The sequence below is a fragment of the Streptomyces sp. NPDC029956 genome (genome assembly GCF_055574655.1).
The window spans coordinates 1-20,361 of the sequence record NZ_JBVHZJ010000086.1 but is presented as its reverse complement, the minus strand read 5'-3'; the positions used below and the strand labels follow the sequence as shown (position 1 = coordinate 20,361).

Sequence of the window (20,361 nt, the reverse complement as noted above, 5' to 3'; positions counted from 1 at the left end):
CCCCCGTCGTCCAGCCGCTCCCGCCCCTGGCCGCGCTCGCGCAGCTGCGCGGCGCGGGCCGGCTGTTCCCGCGGCTGTTGAAGGGCCGCACCCGCGGGCCGGTGTTCGTCACTCACCGCAAGCCCAGCCCCGGCAAGGTCATCAGCCCGCGCGACGTCTGCCCGGACACCGGGTTCGCCCGGCTGTCGTACGGGCAGGCCCGCGCCTTGCTCGACGAACACACGGCCGTACGCGGGCCGGGTACGGGCTGGGACCTGCACGAGTACCGCCACTCCTCCCTGACCCACCTCGGTGAGCAGGGAGCGTCGCTGCTGATGCTGATGGCGAAGTCCCGGCACAAGAAGCCGGAGAACGTCCGCCGGTACTTCAAGCCGTCCCCGGAAGCGATCGCCGAACTCACGGCTCTCCTCGCCCCGGGAGGCAGCCGCCGCTGAACGGCTCCTGCCGGGGCGGAGCCGGCCTATCTAGGAGCGCTTCGCAGGCTGGGAAACAGGGCCCGGGCTTGCTCGGGGTCAGGTGAGACGAAGACTCCCTCTGCCACCACCAGGGCCGTGGAGAGGTCTTCTTCGGTAGCGATCGAACCAGTCACGTACACCTTGCGGCCCTCGGTGCCCGTGACGTGGGCGAGCACGCGCAGCGGGGATTCCAGCGGAACGGGGCGGTGGTAGCGCATCTGAAGGGAGACGGTCATACCCGGCATTCCCGCGGTGGCGCAGGCCCAGCCCATCAGCTCGTCCAGCAGCATGGCGCTGATGCCGCCGTGTCCGTAGCCGGGCGGCCCTTCGTGGGCGATGCCCAGGGTGCAGGTGCCTGTGGCGCCGCGGTCGAGTCGTGTCACGTGCAGGGGCGGCGCGAGCGGGCTGCCGGTCCCGGTGACGGGGCTGTACATCCGCACTCCGCCCGGGAACTCGTCGACCTCAGGGACTTCCGCTCGGGTGCGGCGAAGTCCGGTCAGTTGCGCGGTGAGCCCGTGCACGCCGTCTGACACGCGGTTCAGGGTGCTTGGACAGGGTGTCGTGGCGTTGTACCGCGAGCCGTACGGGCCGGTGCGTACGTGCCGCGCGACCGTGCTGCGGAGGTTGGCTCTGGAGGAGTTCGGGCCGGTGAGTGAACCGGTGCCGTACCGGGGCCGCAAGGGCATCATCACGTACTGGCCGGTGGCGACGCGGGAGCAGACGGTGGTGTGCGGCAGCCTGCGGCAGTGGCGACTGGCGGTAGAGCTCGACTTCGAGCCGGGATGGGTGGCGTCCGTCCAATCACTGAAGCGCGTATGCAAGCGGACCTACCACCACCGTCGCCGGCAGTCGCACTCGGCCGACTGCCCCCCGTCGAATCCAAGGCTGTCATGACCGCACCGGCCCTCCAGGCCGCATGACTCAACCTGTCACCCGAACCTGCATCCGACTCGTCGGGCTTCCGTCTCGGATACCGTGTTCCTCTATGGGGTGCCATAACGGATGTGACGCCCCCCACCGGAGGTAATCAGCGTATGAGTTCAAAGCGCAGCAAGAATCCAGCCCTGCCCGTACTTGACGACGCGTTCCGACTCGAGTCGGTCAAGGACGCTGAAGAGTCCGCCCGTGACTTGGCCGCGCGGCTGGCCACCACCGAGCTGCGCCGTGTTTCCCATCCGGGCCGGGTCACCTGGGAGCCCATCGATCAGGCCGAGCCCGTTCCAATCCCGCCGACTGTGGTCGACGGGGACGGGGACCTGTGGCTGCGGGACCGGGGCACTGGCACCTGGACCATGCCCGAGTTCAACCCGAAGGAGTTCCCGGACCGCTGTGGCGAGGTTCTGACGTGGAACGAGCTCGCCTGCGAGTTCGGCCCACTTACCGCACTGGCCGACGACCGCCGCATCGGCGGCGGCCGGCGTCGCTGACCACGCATCCTTCGCGCGGATCGTAGGGCCGAACAGGACTCTGGATCGCCATCGGGTCCGGTGTTCGCAGCTAGCGGCGAGGCGGCTTGTCAGGCGAGGACAGTGAGTTTGCGCACGGCGTCGTCGATGCGGTCCACGGCCTCCTCGCCCTGGAGGAACAACCCGAGCCGGTCGGCGAGGAACATCGGACGACCGCCACACCGTCGGCCTGGTCGAGGGTGAGGGGGTGTGCCGGATGGAGGCACCGCTGCAGACGCGGGTGAGGGCGGCATCGCCGTCGAGCACCAAGGCGCGGCGCGCAGGGTCACCATGCGGTGGTCGGCTCCTTCGCGGTGGGGCGGTCGGGGCGAGGCACGCGGTGATGGCGTCCTCGAACTAGAGGAACGCCACAGTCAGACGTCGCGCAGTGCTGTGACGGTGCCCTTGGCGGTGACTGTCAGCTTCTCCAGCCGGTCGAGGCCGTCGACGTAGGCGGCGGGGCGGTGGCCGGTCCAGCATCAGAACAGGGAGGCGCCCAGGCTCCAGATGTCAGCGGCGCGGCGGACATCGACGGCGACGACGCGGGGTGCCGGTGAGCAGCAGGGCAGACTGGTCGACGTATGTGTCAGCTGATCCGAAGGCCGACCGCCATCGTCAGTTCAAGGACCTGGTGCGGCGATGCGAGATCCGGAAACAGCTCCCGCAGCTGCTGCATCCGGTACCGGACCGTCTGGGGGTGGACGAACAGCGCCGCCGCCACCTCGTCCCGCCTGCCCTGGTGCAGCAGCCACGCCCGCAACGTGTCCTCCAGTCGCCGTGCGGTCGCGGCAGGCAGGGGCCGCAGGGGTGCGAGGGCTCGGGCGCGCAGGTCTGCGAAAGCGTCCGTGTCGGCGCTCAGTACCAGCTCGGGCAGGTGGTCCTCGGTGTCGCGGATGTCGGGGTGAAGGGAGCGCGCGCGTGCGGCCCGTGCGTAGGAGGCGGACGCGCGAGTCCATGGCCGGGCCGGGCCGACCACTGCGGTGCGGTCGGTGAGCTGCCGCAGGAGATGGGATCGGTCGGCATCGGGGACGAGCAGCACGCCGGTGGCGTCCGCCAGGTCGTCGAGGATGAGGGTGTTCGGGTCGAGCGTGCGATAGGCGGGCCGGGCCTGGGCGGCGGGTAGCAGGACCGCGGTGAGGGAGGCCGGGGGCTGCCACCCGGCCCGTTGAGCAGAGGCCAGCAGCACGTCCGGGCTCGCGTCGGCGAGGAGGTCGCGGGCCAGGTGTTCCAGGTGGCGCTCGTGGGCCCTGCCCTGGGCGGCCAGTTCGTCGGCGTGTCCCGCGGCGCTCGCGGCGGAGAGCTCGTCGATGTAGGCGAAGGTCAGCTCCGCGAACTTGGCGACCTCGGCGGCGGGCAGACCTGCGGATACGGCGCCCGCTGCCAGGCATCGCCAGGCCACGCGGGCGCCGACGCGGTAGGCGCTGAGTAGGGCGTCCATCGGACGGCCGTCGCGGACCTCGCCGCGGCCCAGCTCGTAGGCCGCGTCACCGCCGTCGCCGCCTGTGGCGTTCCCGCTCGCGAGGTCCAGGTAGTGGCCCAGGGCGGTGCGGACGGCGCGGCGGATGGTGGCGCCCATGTGGCCCGAGAGGGCGTTGGCGTAGGGAGGGACCTCGTCGATGATCGCCTGGACGACCTCGTCGGCGGTGGTCTTCAGTGCGGCCCGAAGTGCGGTGACCGTCGTCTCGTCCAGGGCCAGCTCGCTGGCCCTCCGAATTGCATGGCTCACGCTTTTGTTCCCTGCGAACAATTCAGTCGATTATTTTCACGTCTTGCGGTCAGGACTTTACGCCTTGACGCGCATCAAGCTGGAGTCATGACGAGTGCAGCCCTTCGCAGCAGGGCGTGGAAACTGCTGGAGTTGGTCACGACGCCGCTGCTGCCGTCGGACTACCTCGACCTGGTCAGCCCGCTGCGTGCGGGTGCCGACCTGCGGGGGCGCATCGAGGCCGTGCACCCCGAGACGGGGGACGCCGCGACTGTCGTGATCAGGCCGGGGCGGGGCTGGCGCGGTCACACGGCCGGTCAGTACGTGCGGATCGGGGTCGACGTCGACGGGGTGCGCCTGTGGCGTGCCTACTCCCTCACCTCGCCGACGAACCGCAAGGACGGCCGCGTCACGATCACCGTGAAGGCGATCCCGGGCGGCAAGGTCAGCAATCACCTGGTCCGCAGGGCAAAACCGGGCACGCTGGTCCAGCTCGACCAGCCGACCGGTGACTTCGTGCTGCCGCAGGCCGAGCCCGCCAAGGTGCTGTTCCTGACGGCCGGCAGCGGCATCACTCCCATCATGGGCATGCTGCGCGACACCGAGTTCGACGACGTCGTCATGGTCCACTGCGCACCACGGCCGCAAGACGTGATCTTCCGCAGCGAACTGCACGACCTGGTCGCGGCCGGGAAGCTGCGGCTCACCGAGGTACACACCGACACCGACGGCACGCTCGACATCGCCCGGCTCGACGAACTCGTGCCCGACTGGGCCGAGCGCGAGACCTGGGCGTGCGGGCCCGCGGGCCTGCTCGACGCCACCGAAGAACACTGGAGCGAGCACGGCGTACCAGAGCGCCTGCACACCGAACGCTTCCGCCCCGGCAGCGTCGTGGCCGGCGACGGCGGCGAGGTCACGTTCAGCACGACCGGCAAGACCGTCGACGCGGACGGCGCCACGCCGTTGCTGGACATCGGCGAGGAGGCCGGCGTGCTCATGCCCTCCGGATGCCGCATGGGAATCTGCTTCGGCTGCGTCACGCCACTCAAGGCGGGCGCCGTCCGCGACCTGCGCACCGGCGAGATCACCGAGGCCGAGCCGGGCGTCCTCATCCAGACCTGCGTGTCCGCCGCCGCGGGCCCCTGCGACATCGAACGGTAGGAACAACCTTGACCGCCATCGACCCCACCGCCCACCTGACCACGGAGCAGATCGAGGAGCTCGGCCGCGAGCTGGACGCGATCCGCGACGAGGTGATCGCCGGCCGCGGCGAGAAGGACGCCGCCTACATCCGCAAGGTCATCTCGGCGCAGCGCAAGCTCGAGCTGGTCAGCAGGGGCGTCCTGCTGTTCTCGATCTTCCCGCCCGCGTGGCTGCTCGGCGCCGCCGGTCTGTCCGTGGCGAAGATCATGGACAACATGGAGATCGGCCACAACATCCTGCACGGCCAGTGGGACTGGATGCGGGACCCGAAGATCCACTCCACCACCTGGGAATGGGACCACGTCTCGCCAGCCGACCAGTGGAAGCACTCGCACAACGAGCTGCACCACACGTACACCAACGTCATCGGCAAGGACAACGACCTCGGCTACGGGATCATGCGCGTCGACGAGGACCAGAAGTGGCACCCGTTCCACCTCGGCCAGCCGCTGTGGAACTTCATCAACGCCTGCTTCTTCGAGTACGGCATCGCGGCGTACGACCTGGAGCTGGGCAAGAACCTGCACAAGCGCCGCCGTAAGGACCCGGAGTTCCGCGCGCGGGCCAGGGCCGTGGGCCGCAAGATCCGCAAGCAGGTCCTCAAGGACTACGTGATCCACCCGCTGCTGTCGGGCCCGTCGTTCCTCCCCACGCTCGCCGCCACGTTCACCGCGAACCTGGTCCGCAACATCTGGACCCACTCAGTGATCATGTGCGGGCACTTCCCCGAGGGCGTGCGGGTCTTCGAGCGCCGGTCGATCAAGGGCGAGACGCGCGGTCAGTGGTACCTGCGCCAGATGATGGGCTCGGCGAACATCAGCGGCAGCAGGGCCATGCACTTCATGACCGGCAACCTGTCGCACCAGATCGAGCACCACCTGTTCCCGGACCTGCCGAGTAACCGGTATGCCGAGGTCGCGGTGAAGGTGCGCGCGCTGTTCGAGAAGTACGAGCTGGAGTACGTCACCGGGCCGCTGCCCAAGCAGGTGTTCTCCGCGTGGCGCAAGGTCTTCCGGCTCTCGCTGCCGAACAAGAAGCCCAAGGTCACCACGTCGGACCGCCGCGAGCAGGAGCTCGTCGCGGCCTGATTCCCGTGTTGCACCCCTCCGGCGGGTCAGCCCGAGCGGTCGTGGCCTCCGGGTCGGCCTGGGCGAGGCGCCCAATGAACTCGAGGTCGCCGTCGACCGAGGCACGGGCGCGGCGCGGACGGGCAGCAGGCCGACGGCGGCGGCGTGGTAGTCGCCGTTCTCGTCCAAGAGGTCAGGTGGTCGCACGCCCCGGCGGCTGACACCAAGGACCTCCTTCGCGCCCCGGTTCCCCTGCCGGAATCGGCGGCCAGGGACGTCCTGGCCCGAGCATGAACGGGAACTCCTGAAGCGCGCTATCACCTCACGCGGATGATCAGCGAGTTCACGGGTGTACTGGCCGCAGTCGGTGAGGCCGCATCCCGAGCCACGCCATCGGATGACACGGCTCGGCCAGACGAGTGATAGCGGCCGCCGCGGGCCGTTGCCGGACGGGCCGGTGTTCCAAGATCGGTGCCGCCGCCTCCGGCGACATCTGCTCTCCGCCGCGTCTGTGCCGTGTGATCGGATCGACCACGGCTGTTCGAGGAGTCCCACCCCATGCGTTCACGCGTCATCGCCCTCATGGCCGCCGGGCTGGCGGCCACCGCAGCACTCGCGCAACCCGCCCACGCCGCCCCGCTCGTCGATGGGGTCTACCAGGTGGCCTCTTGCGCAAGGCTGGCCGACTGCCAGGCCCGATTGGGGCTGTGTGCCGCTCCTTCGCCGTCACGGGCTACGGGTGCGTGAGGCGAACGCACCACCGGGAATGGGCGGCGGGGAGCAGATGGGCAGCTGGGGTGATCCGGCCACGAAAGCCGGGGCCACGGCCGTGACCACGTCCTGCCGGCCATCGTCGCCCCGCACGCGACACTCACCGTGATCGACGGCGAACTGGCGCACTCGGCACCTGGCAGTCGGTGTGCCTGGTGGATACCAACAAGGACAACCCCGGCCGCCAGATGCGGTTGAGCTTCCTGGGCTGACCGAGTCGATCAGGATCGCCCTGGGAGCGGCCGCACGACCGGGTTCTTCCCTCTCGGCGTGCTCGTCCCCGTACGGCCGGAGTGCTTCGTGCGACCCGTCCCGCTTCTCGGTACGGCGACGGGGGCGGTGCAGACCGCCCCCGTGTCATCAGGCCCACGAGGCGTCCGGACGCGAACAGGGCGTCAGCCGGTGCGCCAGCGGCGGACCGTGTCGCCGTCGAAGGTGAGCCAGGTTCCGTCGCCGAGGGGCAGCGTGCGGTCCGTCACCTCGATGCCCGGCGGATACGTGACCTCGGCCCGGAGGCGCAGGTCGTCGGCGCCGAGCAGGGCGTGACGACACTCCTCCTCCCAGGGGTCCTCGCCGACCGCCACCAGGACCCGTTCCTCATCGAGGAAGCCCGGCTGCCCCATGAAGACGAGCTCGTCCGGGAGGACCACAACTGCTTTCGCCGCCGTCCGACGACGGGCCGGTGTGTCGTATCGGGTGAGCTCCTCCCCGGCGACGGCGAGCGTCAGGAAGGCGCCGGAAGGGAGGCTGCTGCCCGTGAAGGGTTCGTCGTGATCGCCGACCTGCGTGATCGCCAAGTGCTCCCGCGTGGCGGTGACGAGCAGGGAGTAAGCCTCCTCCTGTCCTTGGGCCGCGTTGAGGAAGACCTCCTGCGCGGCGGCCGGGCCGATCGGCTGCTGGAACTCGTACGTGCCCCAGCGTGTCGGGAGCTCCGCCGTGGCCAGGACCGTGCCGGTGGCGAGGTCCAGGTTCAGCAGCACCTCGGTCGGGTCGGTGTCGAGCGCGGGCCGGACGACCGCAAGCAGCGCGGTGCCGGCGGGGTCGGGGGCGCAGGCGCCATGGGCTCCGCTCGGCCACGCGGGGTGTGGGAAGGTCCAGCGGATGCTTCCGTCCGCCTCGTGGAGGGTGACGGAGTCGATGCCGCTCACCGCCAGGCCGCCGCCCGGTACGGGGGTGGCGTACACGCGGTCCGGCCCGGGCAGCCGCCAGCTGTGCCGGACGCCGAAGACCGTGCTGGTGTCCTTCGAGAGTCGGCCCGCTTCGACCCGCGCTCCGTCACGGGCCACGATCCAGTGGGCTCCGCCTCTGACGAGGAACGAGTCGAGCCGGCCCAGCGCCGAGCCGAGGCCCGGCAGCTCCTGGGTGGCCGTGAGCTGGGCTGGGACGGCTTCGTACTCCATGCTGGTTCGTACTTCTTCTTGAGGTAGTTGTCGGGCCAGTAGAACTTTAGGTAATTGCCGCTGGGCTCGTACAACTGCACGGTCCGGCCTTCGCCCGCAGCCGCGCGGATGATCGGCGGGCAGATGTCCGGGCAGACCGGCCGGGACGCCGCGCCGTGCGTCGGCAGCCAGCTCTCACGGCCGCTCGCCTCGTGCCTCCTGTGGAGGAAGTGGAGGATGTTCTGTTCGGCGTGGCCGCCCCGCTCTTTGGGCGGCGGTTTGGGCAGGACTCGACCGCCGGGGCGCCGAACTCCTCTTCCAGGTTCTGACCGAGAGGGAGGAAAAGAACAGCGTGGCCATCGCCTCGAACGAGTCGTTCTCCGGCTGGACGAAGACCTTCACGGACCCGCGTCTTTGCGCTGCCACCGTCGACCGTCTTACCTTCGGCGGCAACATCTTCGAGACCGGTACCGACTCCTATCGCCTCGCCACCACCCGGGCCCGAGCCGAACAGCAAGCCGCCGGCTGATCCACCGCCCACACCCCGCCGCTACCGGGCAGTTGCGTTCCCGAGTTCGACTGCCACCGCAGCCATCTCGCGCAGGTGCTCGTAGTACTCGGTCGCGCCGCCCTCATCATCGATCGACGGCAGGACCTTCTCAACGGCCGCGAGGCACACGAGCAGGATTTTGTGGCGCCTCTCATCAAGAGGCCCCGACAGCGACGAGAGGACACAGCCGGCGACGTCCGCGTCGAGCAACACCATGTCTTCACCTTCGATCTCTCGATCGCGCATGCGTGGTGGGAATGGCGCGCGCCTGTGTTCTTCCCACAGCCGTGAGAGCAGGTCCAGTTTCGATTCGCGCATGTTCGCGATCGTGCCTTAGGCCAGGTTCTGCGGGAGAGAGGTCCCGCAGAGCCGTCGAATGACCGCTCGACCTGGTTCCTCGGCTACGGCCACGGCCACGGCCACGGCCAGGAACCCTGTCTGTCGACGCGCCGGTGCTGCCAGACCTCGACAACATTCTCCCGGCGCCAGGTCATCGTCCGCTCTCGGAACCTGCCGACAAGTGCTCTCCGCTGTCGCCTACGCAGCCACGCGGCCGCCCCGCATGCGGCGGAACACCGCATCCAGATCGAGTAATGCAGGCCCGGCTACGGGAGGCCGAGACCCACATCGAGCACCTCGCCATCACCCGGAAGACCGACACCGCCCTCGCTGACCGGATCCCCGCCCGGGCCGCCTCGCCGGACCTGTCCGAGCACCCGGGCTACCCCGCATCCTCGCCGTCTTCAACGAGACCACCGGCTCGCTCCGGGCCCGCGGCGTCTGCGAAGCCCTCGACCACGAACTGCTGCCGAGGAACATCGAAGGCACCCGCGCCAAGCTGAAACGCCTGGTCAAGCACAACATCCTCACCGAGGACGCCGCTGGCAGTTTCGCCAGGAAGCAGTAACCGACCGAGCTCCGCGACCGGCAGCCCTGCCTCAGCCTCACCAGGGAATTGAAATCAACTCATGAACCGGCCGCAGGCGTCCGAGTTGCTCCTATGATCGGTCACATGGGGGATGTGTTTGCGCAAGGTGAGATCCTGGCCGGAGGCCGGTACCGTATCGACGGGTTACTGGGAAGTGGCGGAATGGCCCAGGTCTACCGGGCCTACGACCTCAGCCTGGCACGGGCAGTGGCTGTCAAGACGATGCTGCCCGGACTCGCGCTCGACGCGAGCCATCCAGAGCGATTCCGGCGCGAGGCGCAGGCCATGGCCGCGCTCCGACACCCGCACGTGGTCACCGTGCACGACACTGGAGAAGAGCCGCGGGCAGACGGGCCGCCGGTGCCGTACTTCGTGATGGAGCTGGTCGCGGGGCCTTCGCTAGCGGACCGGCTGCGTACAGATGGACTCTCCGCGTCAGCCGCGGCGCGCATCACGGACCAGATCCTGTCCGCATTGGCCGCCAGCCATGCCCAGGGGCTCGTCCACCGCGACATCAAACCGGCGAACATCCTGCTGGCCGGGGACGGCATCACAAAAGTGGCAGATTTCGGTATCGCCCGCGCGGCCGCCGGCGCCGGGAGCGCCCTCACCGGCACGCGGATGACGATCGGCACCCCCCAGTACATGTCACCCGAGCAGGTGCAGGGCTCGGCGCATCTCGACGGACGGTCCGATCTGTATGCAGTCGGCGTGCTGCTCTTCGAACTGATGGCGGGACGGACACCGTTCGACGGGCCAGACGCGTTCGCGATCGCCTATCAGCACTTGCACGAACCGCCACCGACACTGGCCTCATTCGGAGTCCTCGGACATCCACGCCTGGAACCGGTGCTGGCCCGCGCGCTCGCCAAGCGGCCCGAGCAACGCTACCCCGACGCGGAATCGATGCGGGTCGCCCTCCGGATGGCGGTAGCGACCCCACCACCCCCCACGCGGGCACCGATATCCCCACCCACACCCGCACCAGCGCTGCGCCCAGAGGTCACGGCCGATCCGGCGCCCGTGCGCCCGCAGTGGCGAACGCACGTCACACAAAGTGTTCGGCTGACCATCTCCCTACTCCTGATGTGGGGAGCGACAGTGTTCATCAGCATGGCAGAAGACCCCACCACAAGCCCGCTGACATCGGGTCAGAAGTGGGCCTTCAACAGCTTCGCAGCGGCCGCGGTGCTGGCCGCCATGCCTGCCTGGGTCCGGCGAAGCGGACAGAAGGCACGACTGTGGAAAGTGATCTCCTGGATACTGATGACCTGCTACCTCATCATGTGGATGGCCGGGGCGATGGTCATCGATGCGGCAGAGATGTAAGTGGTCGTTCCCTCCCGGTGATTCATCCCCCGCACTACGTTTCGCGCTGTGGGTGCGCAGCGGTAAAGGAGACGGCTTCACAGGGCGCAGCCGACGGAATCTCTCGGCTCCCCGCGGGCCCCACCCATACCGACAGAACCTCGCAAAGCACGCGAACCGCCCTCTCGCAAGGGGCGTCCGGCCCCCTGCCCCCAGGGGGAGGTGGCAGGGGACACGGACGGGCGGCGGGGCGAGGACCAGTCAGCACCCGTGGCAAGGCGCCAGGACAGACCCCCACGCTCACGGGGATGTCGACGAGAACGGAAGGCCGGCGTCAGCCCGGTCCGCCGAGCACCTCCCGAACTGCTGTAGAAACGCTGCTCCTCAGCGCACGCAGAGCCGGGGCACGGGAGTAGGGCGGCCCGACGGTACTGCCCCCGAGGGATACCCCCTGGGCGCCGGGCCTGCCCGCGGGTAAGCGCCGCGGCGGCCCGTGGAGCCTGGGTCGTCTTCGAGGACGAGGCCGGACAGTCCATGAGACCGCCGCGTGCCAGGACCTGGGGGCGGATTGGCCACACGCCCGTCGTCCGCGTCCGCGCCAAGGATCCGGACGGGTCTCGATGGCCGGGATGAGCTGCTTCAAGCAGGGCAGAAGGTCACGGCCGTTCTACAGCTTCCACGTCTACCGGTGCGGCAAGGGCGAGCCGAAGGGCTTCACGTGGCGGGGCTACCGGGACCTGACAGTGAGGGCGCACATCCAGCTCGGCGGCCTGACCGTCCTGGTCGGCCGTCCCGAACTCGCCCAGGCGTCGTAGGCGACGGCGCCCGGGCCGACGGCGCGCCGGCCGGAGACGGCGCTCGTCCGGAGCGCCAGGGGCGCGGGGCAACGGTGAAGCGCCGGGTGACGTCTCCCCTCCCCCGCCCCGTGTTCTCCCTGGTGTCCGGCCGTCCTGGCCCGAACGAGTTTCGGCGGTGCGGTCGGGGTGAGGAGGGCCAGTGCCAGGGGAGGGCCGGTCGGAGGGAGACGGGCTCGCACGAGGAGGGGGCCGTATGACGGCGATCGACGGCAGAGACGCAGGCGGGGGCATGGGGCGCCGGGAGAGCCCGGCGCGGTCCGCGCGGGACCTGGTACTCGTGGTGGGGCTCGTGGGGGTGGTCACCGGAGGTGCGGCTCTGATGGTCAGGACGGCTCGGTCGACCGGCTCGTACCTCCCCGTCGTCCTCGCGGCCCTCGCGCTGCTGCTGGGCGTCGGAGCAGTGATGAGCCAGCGGCGCAGGACCGCAGCGACGCGCGTCCGGGGTCGAGATCGGAGGGAGTGGAACGACCCGGGGGAGAACGGCGTCGCGTACACGACCCCCCTGCCCCGTGCCGGCGACCACAGGACGGAAGCCCTCACCGCCCCGCTCACTGCCCCGCCCGCCGTCGACTCCGGGGCCCTGGACCATCAGGCCGTCGATCCGGACGGCTTCGAGCACACGGTCGCCGCGCTGTGCGCCCGTGACGGCTGTTCCCCCGTCGAGGTGGTCGGCGGCGCCGGTGACCTCGGCGCGGACGTGATAGCGACGACCCCCGCGGGAATGCGAGTGGTCTTGCAGTGCAAGCAGTACGGGGAGGACCACCGGGTGGGATCCCCCGACCTCCAGCGGTTCGGGGGCACCTGCTACGCCGTGCACGACGCCGACGTGGCCGTCCTCGTCACCACCAGCTCCTTCACGGACCCCGCACTGGAGTACGCGGCCTCCTGCAGGATCGTCTGCGTCGACGGTACGGAACTGGCGGCCTGGACCGCGTCGACGGCTCCGCCCCCCTGGGCCGCCCGGGCGGGGGACCCGGCTCCGGGCCCCCGGGACGAAAGCCCCTGTGACACCACCTGAGACAACCGGCCGGACCCGGCCGGAGACCGGAGCCGCGACTGCCCTTCGGCGCGCTGCGGCGAGGCCGTCGAGCGGCCCTCGGCCTCCTTCGCCGAGTTCACGCTACGGGCCCCACCGGATGCAAGGGGAAGCCCGGGAGCACGTTCAGCGCTCCCGGGCATGAGGCCGTCGGCCGACAGGTCAGTGGCTGCCGCATGCGACCACAGGATGATCTGCACCGGGCTGTGGGGAACACCGACGGTGAGGAAACGTCCGTCGGGCCCCGGGAAGTCGAGCCGCTTCTCCAGATCGAGTCCCTCGGTGTAGAACTCCAGCGCGCGGTCCTGATCGGTGACGTAGATCGTCACGTACATGATGTTGGTCAGCATCCGATTCTCTCTTCACTCGTGGGTGTGACGACCGTTCGTATCCGGTCGTCACACCCATGACGCATGCCGACGGGCGAAGGTAACAGGACGGTCTGCAGATACCGGGCGCATGCGGTGTGGCTCGGCTGCACACGTACAGCCCGGCACGCCGAGGAAGATCACGCAGGATGGGGGTATCCGCCCGCCCGGAAAACCGCTCACCGCCGAGGAGATCGACCTGCGTGAGCGCCTCCGGTCCCAACCCCATCCGAACGCCGAGGTCAACAGCTGACAGCCGCGATCAAGTCCTGAGCGCCAACGGCTGTGCAACTGGTCCCCACGGCCGGACTTCCCACGGTGAGTCGAGCGCCAGAAGAAGTCGGAAGCCCACGGTGAGCTGCGTGACGCTCATCCCGCGAAAGTTCCGGGTGTCGCATCTCCGGTGAACTGGCCCCTGTCTCACGTCACTTGGTCCGATTCACTCGAGGTCTCGGAGGATCTGGTTCGCCGGCACGCGGGATGTCCTGTCACCTCGCAGCCGGCAGCTTCCCAGGTGCCCACGGCGCTGCTCGATTCCTACCGCGCGCGGGTGCCATGGGTCGGCCTCGGGCCCGTTGTGCCCTTCTGGCTGCCCTTTCGGCCCTCACAGGGGCCGTACCGAGGCCCTAATCTCGGACTTCGGGGCCGAACAGCGACCTGGAGAGCTGGCAAGCATGCAAGAGACAAGGACGCCCGCGGTGTCACCGACAGCTGCGGCAGCACCGAGGGGGCAGGCCCAGGGCGCGGCCCCGAAGCGCTCTTCCCGGCAGGTGCCGCACCCTGCCGTACTCGCCGAGCTCCAACGGACGGTGGGCAACGCGGCCGTGACGCGCTGGGTGCAGTGCCAGGAAGATCCCGGGGTCAGGGAGGAGGCGCGGCGGCATGCCGCCGATCCCACCGTGCACGGCGAGTGGGGCACTTTCCGCGACATGATGGCTCAGGCGGGCTTCCCCAACGACGTCACGGACTCCGCCTGGCAGCTCGTCCTCTGTGGGATCGCCGAACAGGGGCAGCTCAACGACGAGGCCATGGCGAAGTACGCCGACCGCCAGGAACAGCGCGACCATCGCGCGTCGAACAGCTGGTACCAAGAGCTGGTGGGGCTCATCGGCGACTACCTGAAGATCGACACTCCGACGCTGGCTCTCTGGTCGGGCGGCAGGCAGGTCAGCGACTACGCCCTCGCCAAGGGCCACACCCCCCTGGAGTCCACCCCCTTCGGGGGCGTGGTCGACAAGCTGACCTTGACCACTGACTGGATGCTCAAGACGCCGATGTGGAACGTCCTGTCCAAGGCCTTCGTGAACCATGCCCGCGGCCCTGTCCACATCTTTCTGCGGGCATACAACCCCGACAGCGTTCTTGTCGCGCAGGAGGTCCCGCAACTGCGCGTGGTCATGGCGCTCAACCCGGCAGTGCGGCTCATCTGGCACCCGGTGTACACCGCGGCCGACGGGAAGCTGATGGAGGTCACCAAGAGCCTTGAGCTGGCCTCCGACACTTCCTACAGCACCCGGGACGAGTGCGTGCAGGTCCTCTACGACTACCTGCGGCTCATCCACGACCCGGCCAACGCCCACTCGCAGCGCGCCCATGCGGAGATGAGCGCCCACCTCGCCGCCAACGGCAACCCGCAGTAGCGCTCACTTCACCGGTCCCCGCGGCGCACGCAGACCGGTATCACCCGGGTCCATCCTCGAGGTCGGATTCCTCTGAGACGACGACCTGCAGCCACGCCTGGGGCCAGATCAACGGAGAAGACCGCCCCCCGGAGTCTCAACCCATGGTCGCCGTACGTCACAACCTTACGCATGCGCCAGATCGTCTGCGACGGGACACCCGGCGGTGCTGGCGGCGGCGCACACCCAGCCGGTGCTCCGTCGGCTGATGCCGGTCAACAGTCACTTCAACCTCTGATTCCATCCCGGCGTCGAGGAGTTCTGGAGACCCGGAGGGGTTCGGGCCGGCGAGCTGAGGCTGGAGGACCGCGGGCAGCGCGCGGGGCTTTCGCAACCTGCCCATCTCGGGAGCGGCGGTACGCATCGACCCGGACGGAGCCTGCCGCTTCGAGCGCAGCGGCTGGTCAACCACCATCAACGCGACGCGAGCACCCCGGGACGGCCCAGGGAGAGGGCCGTCCCACTCCCGACCCGTCTGGGAAGATCGGTTCTCGCGAAGGTACGCCCGAGACGGGGGAGACGATGGACCTTGCCGAGTTGAGCCAGCAGGCCATGCGCGTCCACGAGTTGTACGACAGGCTGAACGAGCACCAGCGAGGCCGGACCTGGACCCGAGAGGAGTTCATGCTCGGCTTCATGGGCGACGTCGGCGACCTCGCCAAGCTCGTCATGGGCGCGGAGGGCGCCCGGACGATGCGCGGAGGGAAGGCCGCCCTGGAGCACGAGCTCGCGGACTGTCTGTGGTCCGTGATCGTCCTGGCCAGGCTTTACGGGATCGACCTGGAGGAGGCGTTCCGGCGCACCATGACGGAGCTGGAACAGATGATCGTCTCCAAACTCGCCGACGAAAACGGGTAGTCACATGATCTCCGGGACACGTCCCAGGTGATACTGCGCTGGAAGCACCAGCCGTGTGCACAGCCCAGGACGGCAAGGTCCGCCGGGGTGGAACGGGCCGGTGCTCACCGCACTGCGCCCGACGGCGGGAGCGGTGGCCACGGTGCGGGAGGCCAGTCCCGCAGTCCCGTCCCTTGCGGGTCGCGTACTCAGGGAACGCGTACGGGGCTGGGAAGGCTCCCGGGCACCGCCCCAAGGCTTTCCGGGGCGTCCCCGTCCTCCGCCCCGTGGCCCTCCGGCGCGCCGAACCACGCCACCGCGACCGCGCCCACGACCGCGAGGACAAAGCCGAGGACGGCGAGCCAGGCGAAACCCGGACGTGAGGCATCACCCAGCCACCACACCCCGATCATGCCGGGGAGCACCGTCTCGCCGACCACCAACGCCGCCGTCGCCCCGTTCACCGAGCCGATCTGGAGCGCGACGGTGTGCAGATACATGCCGCCGATCCCCGCGACGAGGATCGCGTACAGCGCCGGGTCGGTAAGGAGCGTGCCGGGGTCGAAAGGGTCGACGCCGTTCAGGATCCGCACCCCGACACCCAGCGCGCCGAAGCCGAGCCCAGAAAGCAGACCGGCCAGGATCGCCGCCCGCGCGCCCAGGTGACGTACGAGAACTGTGCCGCCCGCCATCAGGAGCAGGGCGATCGCGAGCAGCCACCAGTGCGTGGCGCCTTGGGTGTGCCCACTGCCCTCCGGGCCCGCGGCGCTCGCCAGGAGTACCAGGGCGGAGCAGACCACACCGATCGATGTCCACTCCGCGCGGGTGAGCCGGATCCCGAGGAGCCGGACGCTCAGGACCGCCGTGACGACCAGATTCGCGCTGATCACGGTCTGGGACAGGAACAGCGGCAGCAGCCGGGCCGCGAGCGCCCCGAGACCGAAACCGATGAAGTCCAGGATCGTGCCGACGACGAACTCCCAGGTCGTCGCCGCCTTCGCGGTGGAGGACAGACTCGGCCCCCCGCGCTCCGTGAGCAGACCCGCGGCCGCCTCACGCCGGGCGGACTTGCGCGACCCGACGGCCTGCAGGACGGAACCCGTGCCGTAACAGATCGAGGCGGCGATAGCGGTCAGCAGTCCTATGAGCACCGAGTGGCTCCATTCCGGAAGGGTTGGTACGCACTGCCAGACGTGGCATCGGGCATCGAAGTTGCCTCCCGTGGCCACCCAGTGATCATCTGCTCTACCAGCCCCCTCCGGGCTGCCACCGGCCCCCTTCCAAGGCTTCCAGCCTCAGCGGCGACCTGTTCTCCGACCTCGTCCTCATCGCTGGCGCGCTCGGCGTTCCCCCTTCGCGGAGCTCGTGCGGTAGCCCCCGCCGGGCGTGGGAGAACGGATCCGACCGGGGCGGCATGCCCTGTCCGTCCGTGGTCCGCCGTGACCACGGACGGACAGGAGACCAGGTGCGCCGACTCCTTCCAGAGCCCACCAACGGCGACCTGGGATGTGCTGGCGGGCGAAGTCCAGCAGGCGCGCCGGTGGCCACGGGCGTTCGCAGGAGCATCGGTGGGGGCGAGGGCGGAGCCGATGGGGCTTGGGTACCGGCTTCGCCCAAGGCCGGAAGAGTTCTCCGTAACGTGGACGGGGCAGCTCGGTGCCGCGGCAAGGCCGGTGATGGTCGGCGTGAGAGTGACATGGCTATCCGTCCTTGGTGACAGCAACAGCCCGCCACTGCCGGTCGGCGTGAACTGCCAGGTCGTTCGGGCTACACCGCTGACAACCAGCTGACGAGTCTCCACGGCCACTCCCCCACCGACCATCAGGTCGATCCTCTCCGCCAACGTGGGCGTGTGCATGATGGCGCTGTCGTTCCCCGGCCTGTTCGGGGGCTCCGAGATCTCGCCGGCGGTACGGAGGCGGTGAGCGGAAGGGAGGTCACCGGGGGGTGGCCGGGACGACACTCGGATCGGTACGGCGACCGTCCTCGCCCGGGCGCTCGTCGGCACCCTCACGGGGACGTCGGCGTCGAACACGAGCGGCCTCGACCGGCTGTCCCGCGCGCTGCGGCCGGCGGGGCGGCCCCGGAGGCGTAATCGGCCTCAGAGGCCGTGCGCCGTACCGCCCCGCTGAGAGGCCGAGCCCCTTCGGGTGATGGGACAGGCACCCTTCCCGGCCCCGACGGGCGCGGAGTACGCCGACGCGCCCGGCGTCGCCGCACCGAGCTGGTCCAGGATCTCGTCGGCGAGCAGATCCTGCGGGCCCTTGAGCGCATCGGCGGCCGCCCGGTCCGAAGGAAAGACCAACTCGGCCGCGATGTTGTCCTGCACGATCCGGGCGAGGTTGTCCAGGGCCACGAAGACCGGGTCCGAGAGCGGCTCGGCGGCAGGCAGGTCGATCAGATGGGTGGCCACCTTCGCCGGGTTCATGCACGGCCTGATGATGATCGAGTTCTGGTTCAGTGCGGACGTGGCCCACTGGGACAGCACGACCGTGTACAGGTCCTGCCACGCCTTCTCACCGATCCGGGCCCGCCACGTCCGCAGGACGCCCTGCACACCCGCGATCTGGGCCTCGGCCGCGTACCTCATGTTGGTCCGGATGCCCGCGTGCACGCTGTGGGAGAAGTCCTCGAACGACCTGATGTCGAAGGATCGGGCCGCGGTGGAGACCTTGATGAACGAGAGTGCGCCGTCGAGCACCCGCGTGCACGAGACCACCATCTCCGGCGGGATGCCGGCCTGGTCGAGCTGCCGCCGGGCGGCGGCCAGCGTGTAGGCGTACTGCCGGAGCGGTGTGATCCAGTCGGTGGTCGCGGCGTCCTTGAACGCGACCATGGCGAGGTCGTGCGCATCGATGCGGTCCGCGCCGGGGACGTTCGGAACCCTGTCGCTCAGGTGGGGCGCGATGATCGAGAAGACGCCGAGCGGCACATGGCTGATGGACTTCGCCAGCTCGAACACCTCCCCGACGGGATGCAGCGACTCCTGCGTGCCGTCGTGGACGAGGGTGAACCTTCCGCCCCTGGCGTCATTCTGGACCACGAGGACGGGACTGAGCTGCGCGATCAGATCCGACTTGAGCGCGGCGTAGTGCGACCGCATACCGCTGTTGACCGCCACGATCGCGTCGCGGGCCCGACCACGCCGAACGGCCGGGTCACGGGCGGGTGCCCCGCTCCCGTCCTCGGCCGCCGCCGGTGAGGCCGCGAGGCCTGCCATGACGCCGGCCGCGGTGGTACGGCCGAGGAAGCCTCTGCGTGTGGTCATTCTCCGCCTTCCGTAAGGGCCCGCTCGCCGGGCGAGGGGCAGGGAGCACGAGGTGGACGGCCCGCGGCCCGCCTTCCCCGCGGGGAAGGCACCGACGCGCCGGTGTTCCCGGCAGACGGACAACGATCCCGAGCACCCGCGCGCATCGGCTTGTCGCGTATCGAGTTGTGCGGCGACGACCTTGTACCAGCACGGCGCCCGCTCGGCCGGGGGAACCTGACACGTCGTGTTCGCTCTCGGCGGCGGGTTCCTCGCGCAGCGCCCCGGAGCGCGTCGGCTCGGGCCGCGACCCGCTGGGCTTCGCGCAGCTCGGCGCCCCGCTCCAGGGCGGCCGCAGCTCCGGTGGCGAGCTCGGCCTGGACGACGTCGTCGGTGGCCGGGTGGTAGTCGGTTCCCGGCGCGCCCACGGTGAGCTAGCTGTGAAGCCGTTCCCGCTCCGCGGGTTCGGAGGGGCCTCGTCGGCCAGGGCGTGGTCGGCCCATGGCTACGCGGCCCGGTCGGTCAGCAGGGCGATGGCGAACCGGGTCTGCCATGCGGCCAGCCCGCGGACCACCGGGACCGCGGTGGCCAGCAGGAACACCCCGATGGCGGTGTTGAAGCCGATGTCGGCGGCCTGCGAGGAGGTGCCGAACATCAGCTCGACCAGGCCCTGGTTGCCCTGCCCCCGTGGCAGGGACCACGACCAAGTGGCGTAGAGCAGCTCGCCGATGCCGCCGAGGGTCCATGTCAGCGCCACGCTGAAGGTGATGACCTGGAGCGGGAAGGCGACGATCAGATGGACGAGGTCGCGCCAGGACCGTGGATCGCGCACCCCGCGCAGCGTCCCCGCCCACCCCGTGCCGGACGGCCTCGGGCGGTACGACGGCAACGGGCGGCCGGTGACGGCCGTTACGCGCCGGCGTTCCAGGTTGGTCAGGGCCCGCGCCGCTCGCAGTGTTCCGGCCAGGATCGGCAGCCCGGCCCAGACCACGACGGTGGACACCCCGAGGGCGGCTCCGGTCACCGCGACAGTGAACGCCGCCAGCCCGAGCGGCAGTCCGGACAGCAGGTATCCCAGCTCGCTGCGGAACCGGCGGGCACCCGGCTCGAGGGCAGTGGGCGTCTGCGGCACAGTCTCGGATGCGGTGGGCGTCGGCGGCACAGTCGGGAGTGAGGCGGTCTCAGTCATGGGACTACGCTCGCGGTTTCACGATGCCGCAGCGAGCCTGCTACCCGGCCACCGCAGGGTAGGGCTTTCCCCACCCCTCGGAAGTCGTGGTGCCGGGTCCGGCTGCTCGATCCCGTGAAACGGGGACGGCCCCGCGGCGCCCGCCAGACGTCGCCGCGGACGAGAGGGTGGGTTCAGCTGGGTTTCGGGGCGTTAGGGCGAGTATCGGGTTGTGATCAAGGAGTGGTCCTGGCCAGGTCCTTGATCCAGATAATCGCGCCGCGAAGGTGGAGGCCGGCGAGGTAGCTCGCAGGGGTCTTGTCGTAGCGAGTGGCGATGCCTCGCCAGGCTTTGA

Annotated in this window: 14 protein-coding genes and 6 pseudogenes; 11 read left to right on the top strand and 9 right to left on the bottom strand. The window is 69.8% G+C overall.

The features are described from left to right. Positions 1–50 precede the first annotated feature (50 nt). A pseudogene (locus tag ACZ4XX_RS37990) lies at positions 51–434 on the top strand (site-specific integrase); the annotation flags it as partial. 26 nt (positions 435–460) lie between these two features. Here the strand turns inward: ACZ4XX_RS37990 and ACZ4XX_RS37985 are convergent. Beyond that, positions 461–988: a PaaI family thioesterase gene (locus ACZ4XX_RS37985; RefSeq protein WP_468512374.1), complete on the bottom strand. Its 528-nt coding sequence runs from the start codon at positions 986–988 to the stop codon at positions 461–463. A 501-nt stretch (positions 989–1,489) separates the two neighbouring features. Here ACZ4XX_RS37985 and ACZ4XX_RS37980 point away from each other — a divergent pair. After that, positions 1,490–1,882: a hypothetical protein gene (locus ACZ4XX_RS37980; RefSeq protein WP_468512373.1), complete on the top strand. Its 393-nt coding sequence runs from the start codon at positions 1,490–1,492 to the stop codon at positions 1,880–1,882. Positions 1,883–2,486: 604 nt separating this feature from the next. Here ACZ4XX_RS37980 and ACZ4XX_RS37975 read toward each other — a convergent pair. Further along, positions 2,487–3,626, bottom strand: a complete 1,140-nt coding sequence (locus tag ACZ4XX_RS37975; protein WP_468512372.1) for a PucR-like N-terminal domain-containing protein — start codon at positions 3,624–3,626, stop codon at positions 2,487–2,489. Between the two features lie 87 nt (positions 3,627–3,713). Here ACZ4XX_RS37975 and ACZ4XX_RS37970 point away from each other — a divergent pair, with 87 nt between their 5' ends. From ACZ4XX_RS37970 to ACZ4XX_RS37960, 3 genes and pseudogenes are all read left to right on the top strand, one after another. Continuing rightward, positions 3,714–4,769, top strand: coding sequence for a ferredoxin reductase (locus ACZ4XX_RS37970; RefSeq protein ID WP_468512371.1), 1,056 nt, complete (start codon positions 3,714–3,716; stop codon positions 4,767–4,769). Positions 4,770–4,777: 8 nt separating this feature from the next. Next, positions 4,778–5,899: a fatty acid desaturase family protein gene (locus ACZ4XX_RS37965; RefSeq protein WP_468512370.1), complete on the top strand. Its 1,122-nt coding sequence runs from the start codon at positions 4,778–4,780 to the stop codon at positions 5,897–5,899. Between the two features lie 786 nt (positions 5,900–6,685). Continuing rightward, positions 6,686–6,861, top strand: a pseudogene (locus tag ACZ4XX_RS37960) (YjbQ family protein); the annotation flags it as partial. A 183-nt stretch (positions 6,862–7,044) separates the two neighbouring features. Here ACZ4XX_RS37960 and ACZ4XX_RS37955 read toward each other — a convergent pair. Next, positions 7,045–8,049 (bottom strand): hypothetical protein, encoded by a 1,005-nt coding sequence (locus ACZ4XX_RS37955; RefSeq protein WP_468512369.1) that lies wholly within the window; start codon positions 8,047–8,049, stop codon positions 7,045–7,047. A gap of 268 nt (positions 8,050–8,317) precedes the next feature. Between ACZ4XX_RS37955 and ACZ4XX_RS37950 the strand changes: the two are divergent. Then, a pseudogene (locus ACZ4XX_RS37950) lies at positions 8,318–8,557 on the top strand (ATP-binding protein); the annotation flags it as partial. A 21-nt stretch (positions 8,558–8,578) separates the two neighbouring features. Here the strand turns inward: ACZ4XX_RS37950 and ACZ4XX_RS37945 are convergent. Further along, positions 8,579–8,794: a hypothetical protein gene (locus ACZ4XX_RS37945; protein WP_468512368.1), complete on the bottom strand. Its 216-nt coding sequence runs from the start codon at positions 8,792–8,794 to the stop codon at positions 8,579–8,581. Between the two features lie 796 nt (positions 8,795–9,590). Between ACZ4XX_RS37945 and ACZ4XX_RS37940 the strand changes: the two genes are divergently transcribed. The 3 genes and pseudogenes from ACZ4XX_RS37940 (at position 9,591) to ACZ4XX_RS37930 (ending at position 12,689) form a co-directional block, all read left to right on the top strand. Further along, on the top strand, positions 9,591–10,835 hold the full coding sequence (locus ACZ4XX_RS37940) for a protein kinase domain-containing protein (RefSeq protein WP_468512367.1): 1,245 nt from the start codon (positions 9,591–9,593) through the stop codon (positions 10,833–10,835). 456 nt (positions 10,836–11,291) lie between these two features. Further along, a pseudogene (locus ACZ4XX_RS37935) lies at positions 11,292–11,599 on the top strand (IS630 family transposase); the annotation flags it as partial. A 265-nt stretch (positions 11,600–11,864) separates the two neighbouring features. Continuing rightward, positions 11,865–12,689 (top strand): restriction endonuclease, encoded by an 825-nt coding sequence (locus ACZ4XX_RS37930; RefSeq protein WP_468512366.1) that lies wholly within the window; start codon positions 11,865–11,867, stop codon positions 12,687–12,689. 191 nt (positions 12,690–12,880) lie between these two features. Here ACZ4XX_RS37930 and ACZ4XX_RS37925 read toward each other — a convergent pair. Continuing rightward, positions 12,881–13,042, bottom strand: a pseudogene (locus tag ACZ4XX_RS37925) (VOC family protein); the annotation flags it as partial. 731 nt (positions 13,043–13,773) lie between these two features. Between ACZ4XX_RS37925 and ACZ4XX_RS37920 the strand changes: the two are divergent. Next, positions 13,774–14,715 carry a hypothetical protein gene (locus ACZ4XX_RS37920; protein ID WP_468512365.1) on the top strand — a complete coding sequence of 314 codons (942 nt, stop codon included), beginning with the start codon at positions 13,774–13,776 and terminating at the stop codon, positions 14,713–14,715. Between the two features lie 561 nt (positions 14,716–15,276). Next, positions 15,277–15,612 (top strand): MazG nucleotide pyrophosphohydrolase domain-containing protein, encoded by a 336-nt coding sequence (locus ACZ4XX_RS37915; protein ID WP_468512364.1) that lies wholly within the window; start codon positions 15,277–15,279, stop codon positions 15,610–15,612. 188 nt (positions 15,613–15,800) lie between these two features. On the opposite strand, the gene ACZ4XX_RS37910 is transcribed toward ACZ4XX_RS37915, so the two are convergent. The 4 genes and pseudogenes from ACZ4XX_RS37910 to ACZ4XX_RS37895 all read right to left on the bottom strand — a co-directional run. Then, entirely contained in the window at positions 15,801–16,742 is a 942-nt protein-coding gene (locus ACZ4XX_RS37910) for a hypothetical protein (protein ID WP_468512363.1), read from the bottom strand. Between the two features lie 950 nt (positions 16,743–17,692). Then, a complete protein-coding gene (locus tag ACZ4XX_RS37905; RefSeq protein ID WP_468512362.1) occupies positions 17,693–18,859 on the bottom strand; it encodes a twin-arginine translocation signal domain-containing protein in 1,167 nt (388 codons plus the stop codon). A gap of 484 nt (positions 18,860–19,343) precedes the next feature. After that, complete coding sequence (locus tag ACZ4XX_RS37900) at positions 19,344–20,027, bottom strand: sensor domain-containing protein (RefSeq protein WP_468512361.1); 684 nt, start codon at positions 20,025–20,027, stop codon at positions 19,344–19,346. Between the two features lie 215 nt (positions 20,028–20,242). Beyond that, a pseudogene (locus tag ACZ4XX_RS37895) lies at positions 20,243–20,361 on the bottom strand (IS5/IS1182 family transposase); the annotation flags it as partial.

What these genes read in the sequence shown, in the direction of transcription:
- ACZ4XX_RS37905 (WP_468512362.1), bottom strand. Translation starts at nt 18,859, where the DNA reads ATGACCACACGCAGAGGCTTCCTCGGCCGTACCACCGCGGCCGGCGTC.
- ACZ4XX_RS37915 (WP_468512364.1), top strand. Translation starts at nt 15,277, where the DNA reads ATGGACCTTGCCGAGTTGAGCCAGCAGGCCATGCGCGTCCACGAGTTG.
- ACZ4XX_RS37940 (WP_468512367.1), top strand. Translation starts at nt 9,591, where the DNA reads ATGGGGGATGTGTTTGCGCAAGGTGAGATCCTGGCCGGAGGCCGGTAC.
- ACZ4XX_RS37900 (WP_468512361.1), bottom strand. Translation starts at nt 20,027, where the DNA reads ATGACTGAGACCGCCTCACTCCCGACTGTGCCGCCGACGCCCACCGCA.
- ACZ4XX_RS37930 (WP_468512366.1), top strand. Translation starts at nt 11,865, where the DNA reads ATGACGGCGATCGACGGCAGAGACGCAGGCGGGGGCATGGGGCGCCGG.
- ACZ4XX_RS37955 (WP_468512369.1), bottom strand. Translation starts at nt 8,049, where the DNA reads ATGGAGTACGAAGCCGTCCCAGCCCAGCTCACGGCCACCCAGGAGCTG.
- ACZ4XX_RS37945 (WP_468512368.1), bottom strand. Translation starts at nt 8,794, where the DNA reads ATGGTGTTGCTCGACGCGGACGTCGCCGGCTGTGTCCTCTCGTCGCTG.
- ACZ4XX_RS37970 (WP_468512371.1), top strand. Translation starts at nt 3,714, where the DNA reads ATGACGAGTGCAGCCCTTCGCAGCAGGGCGTGGAAACTGCTGGAGTTG.
- ACZ4XX_RS37980 (WP_468512373.1), top strand. Translation starts at nt 1,490, where the DNA reads ATGAGTTCAAAGCGCAGCAAGAATCCAGCCCTGCCCGTACTTGACGAC.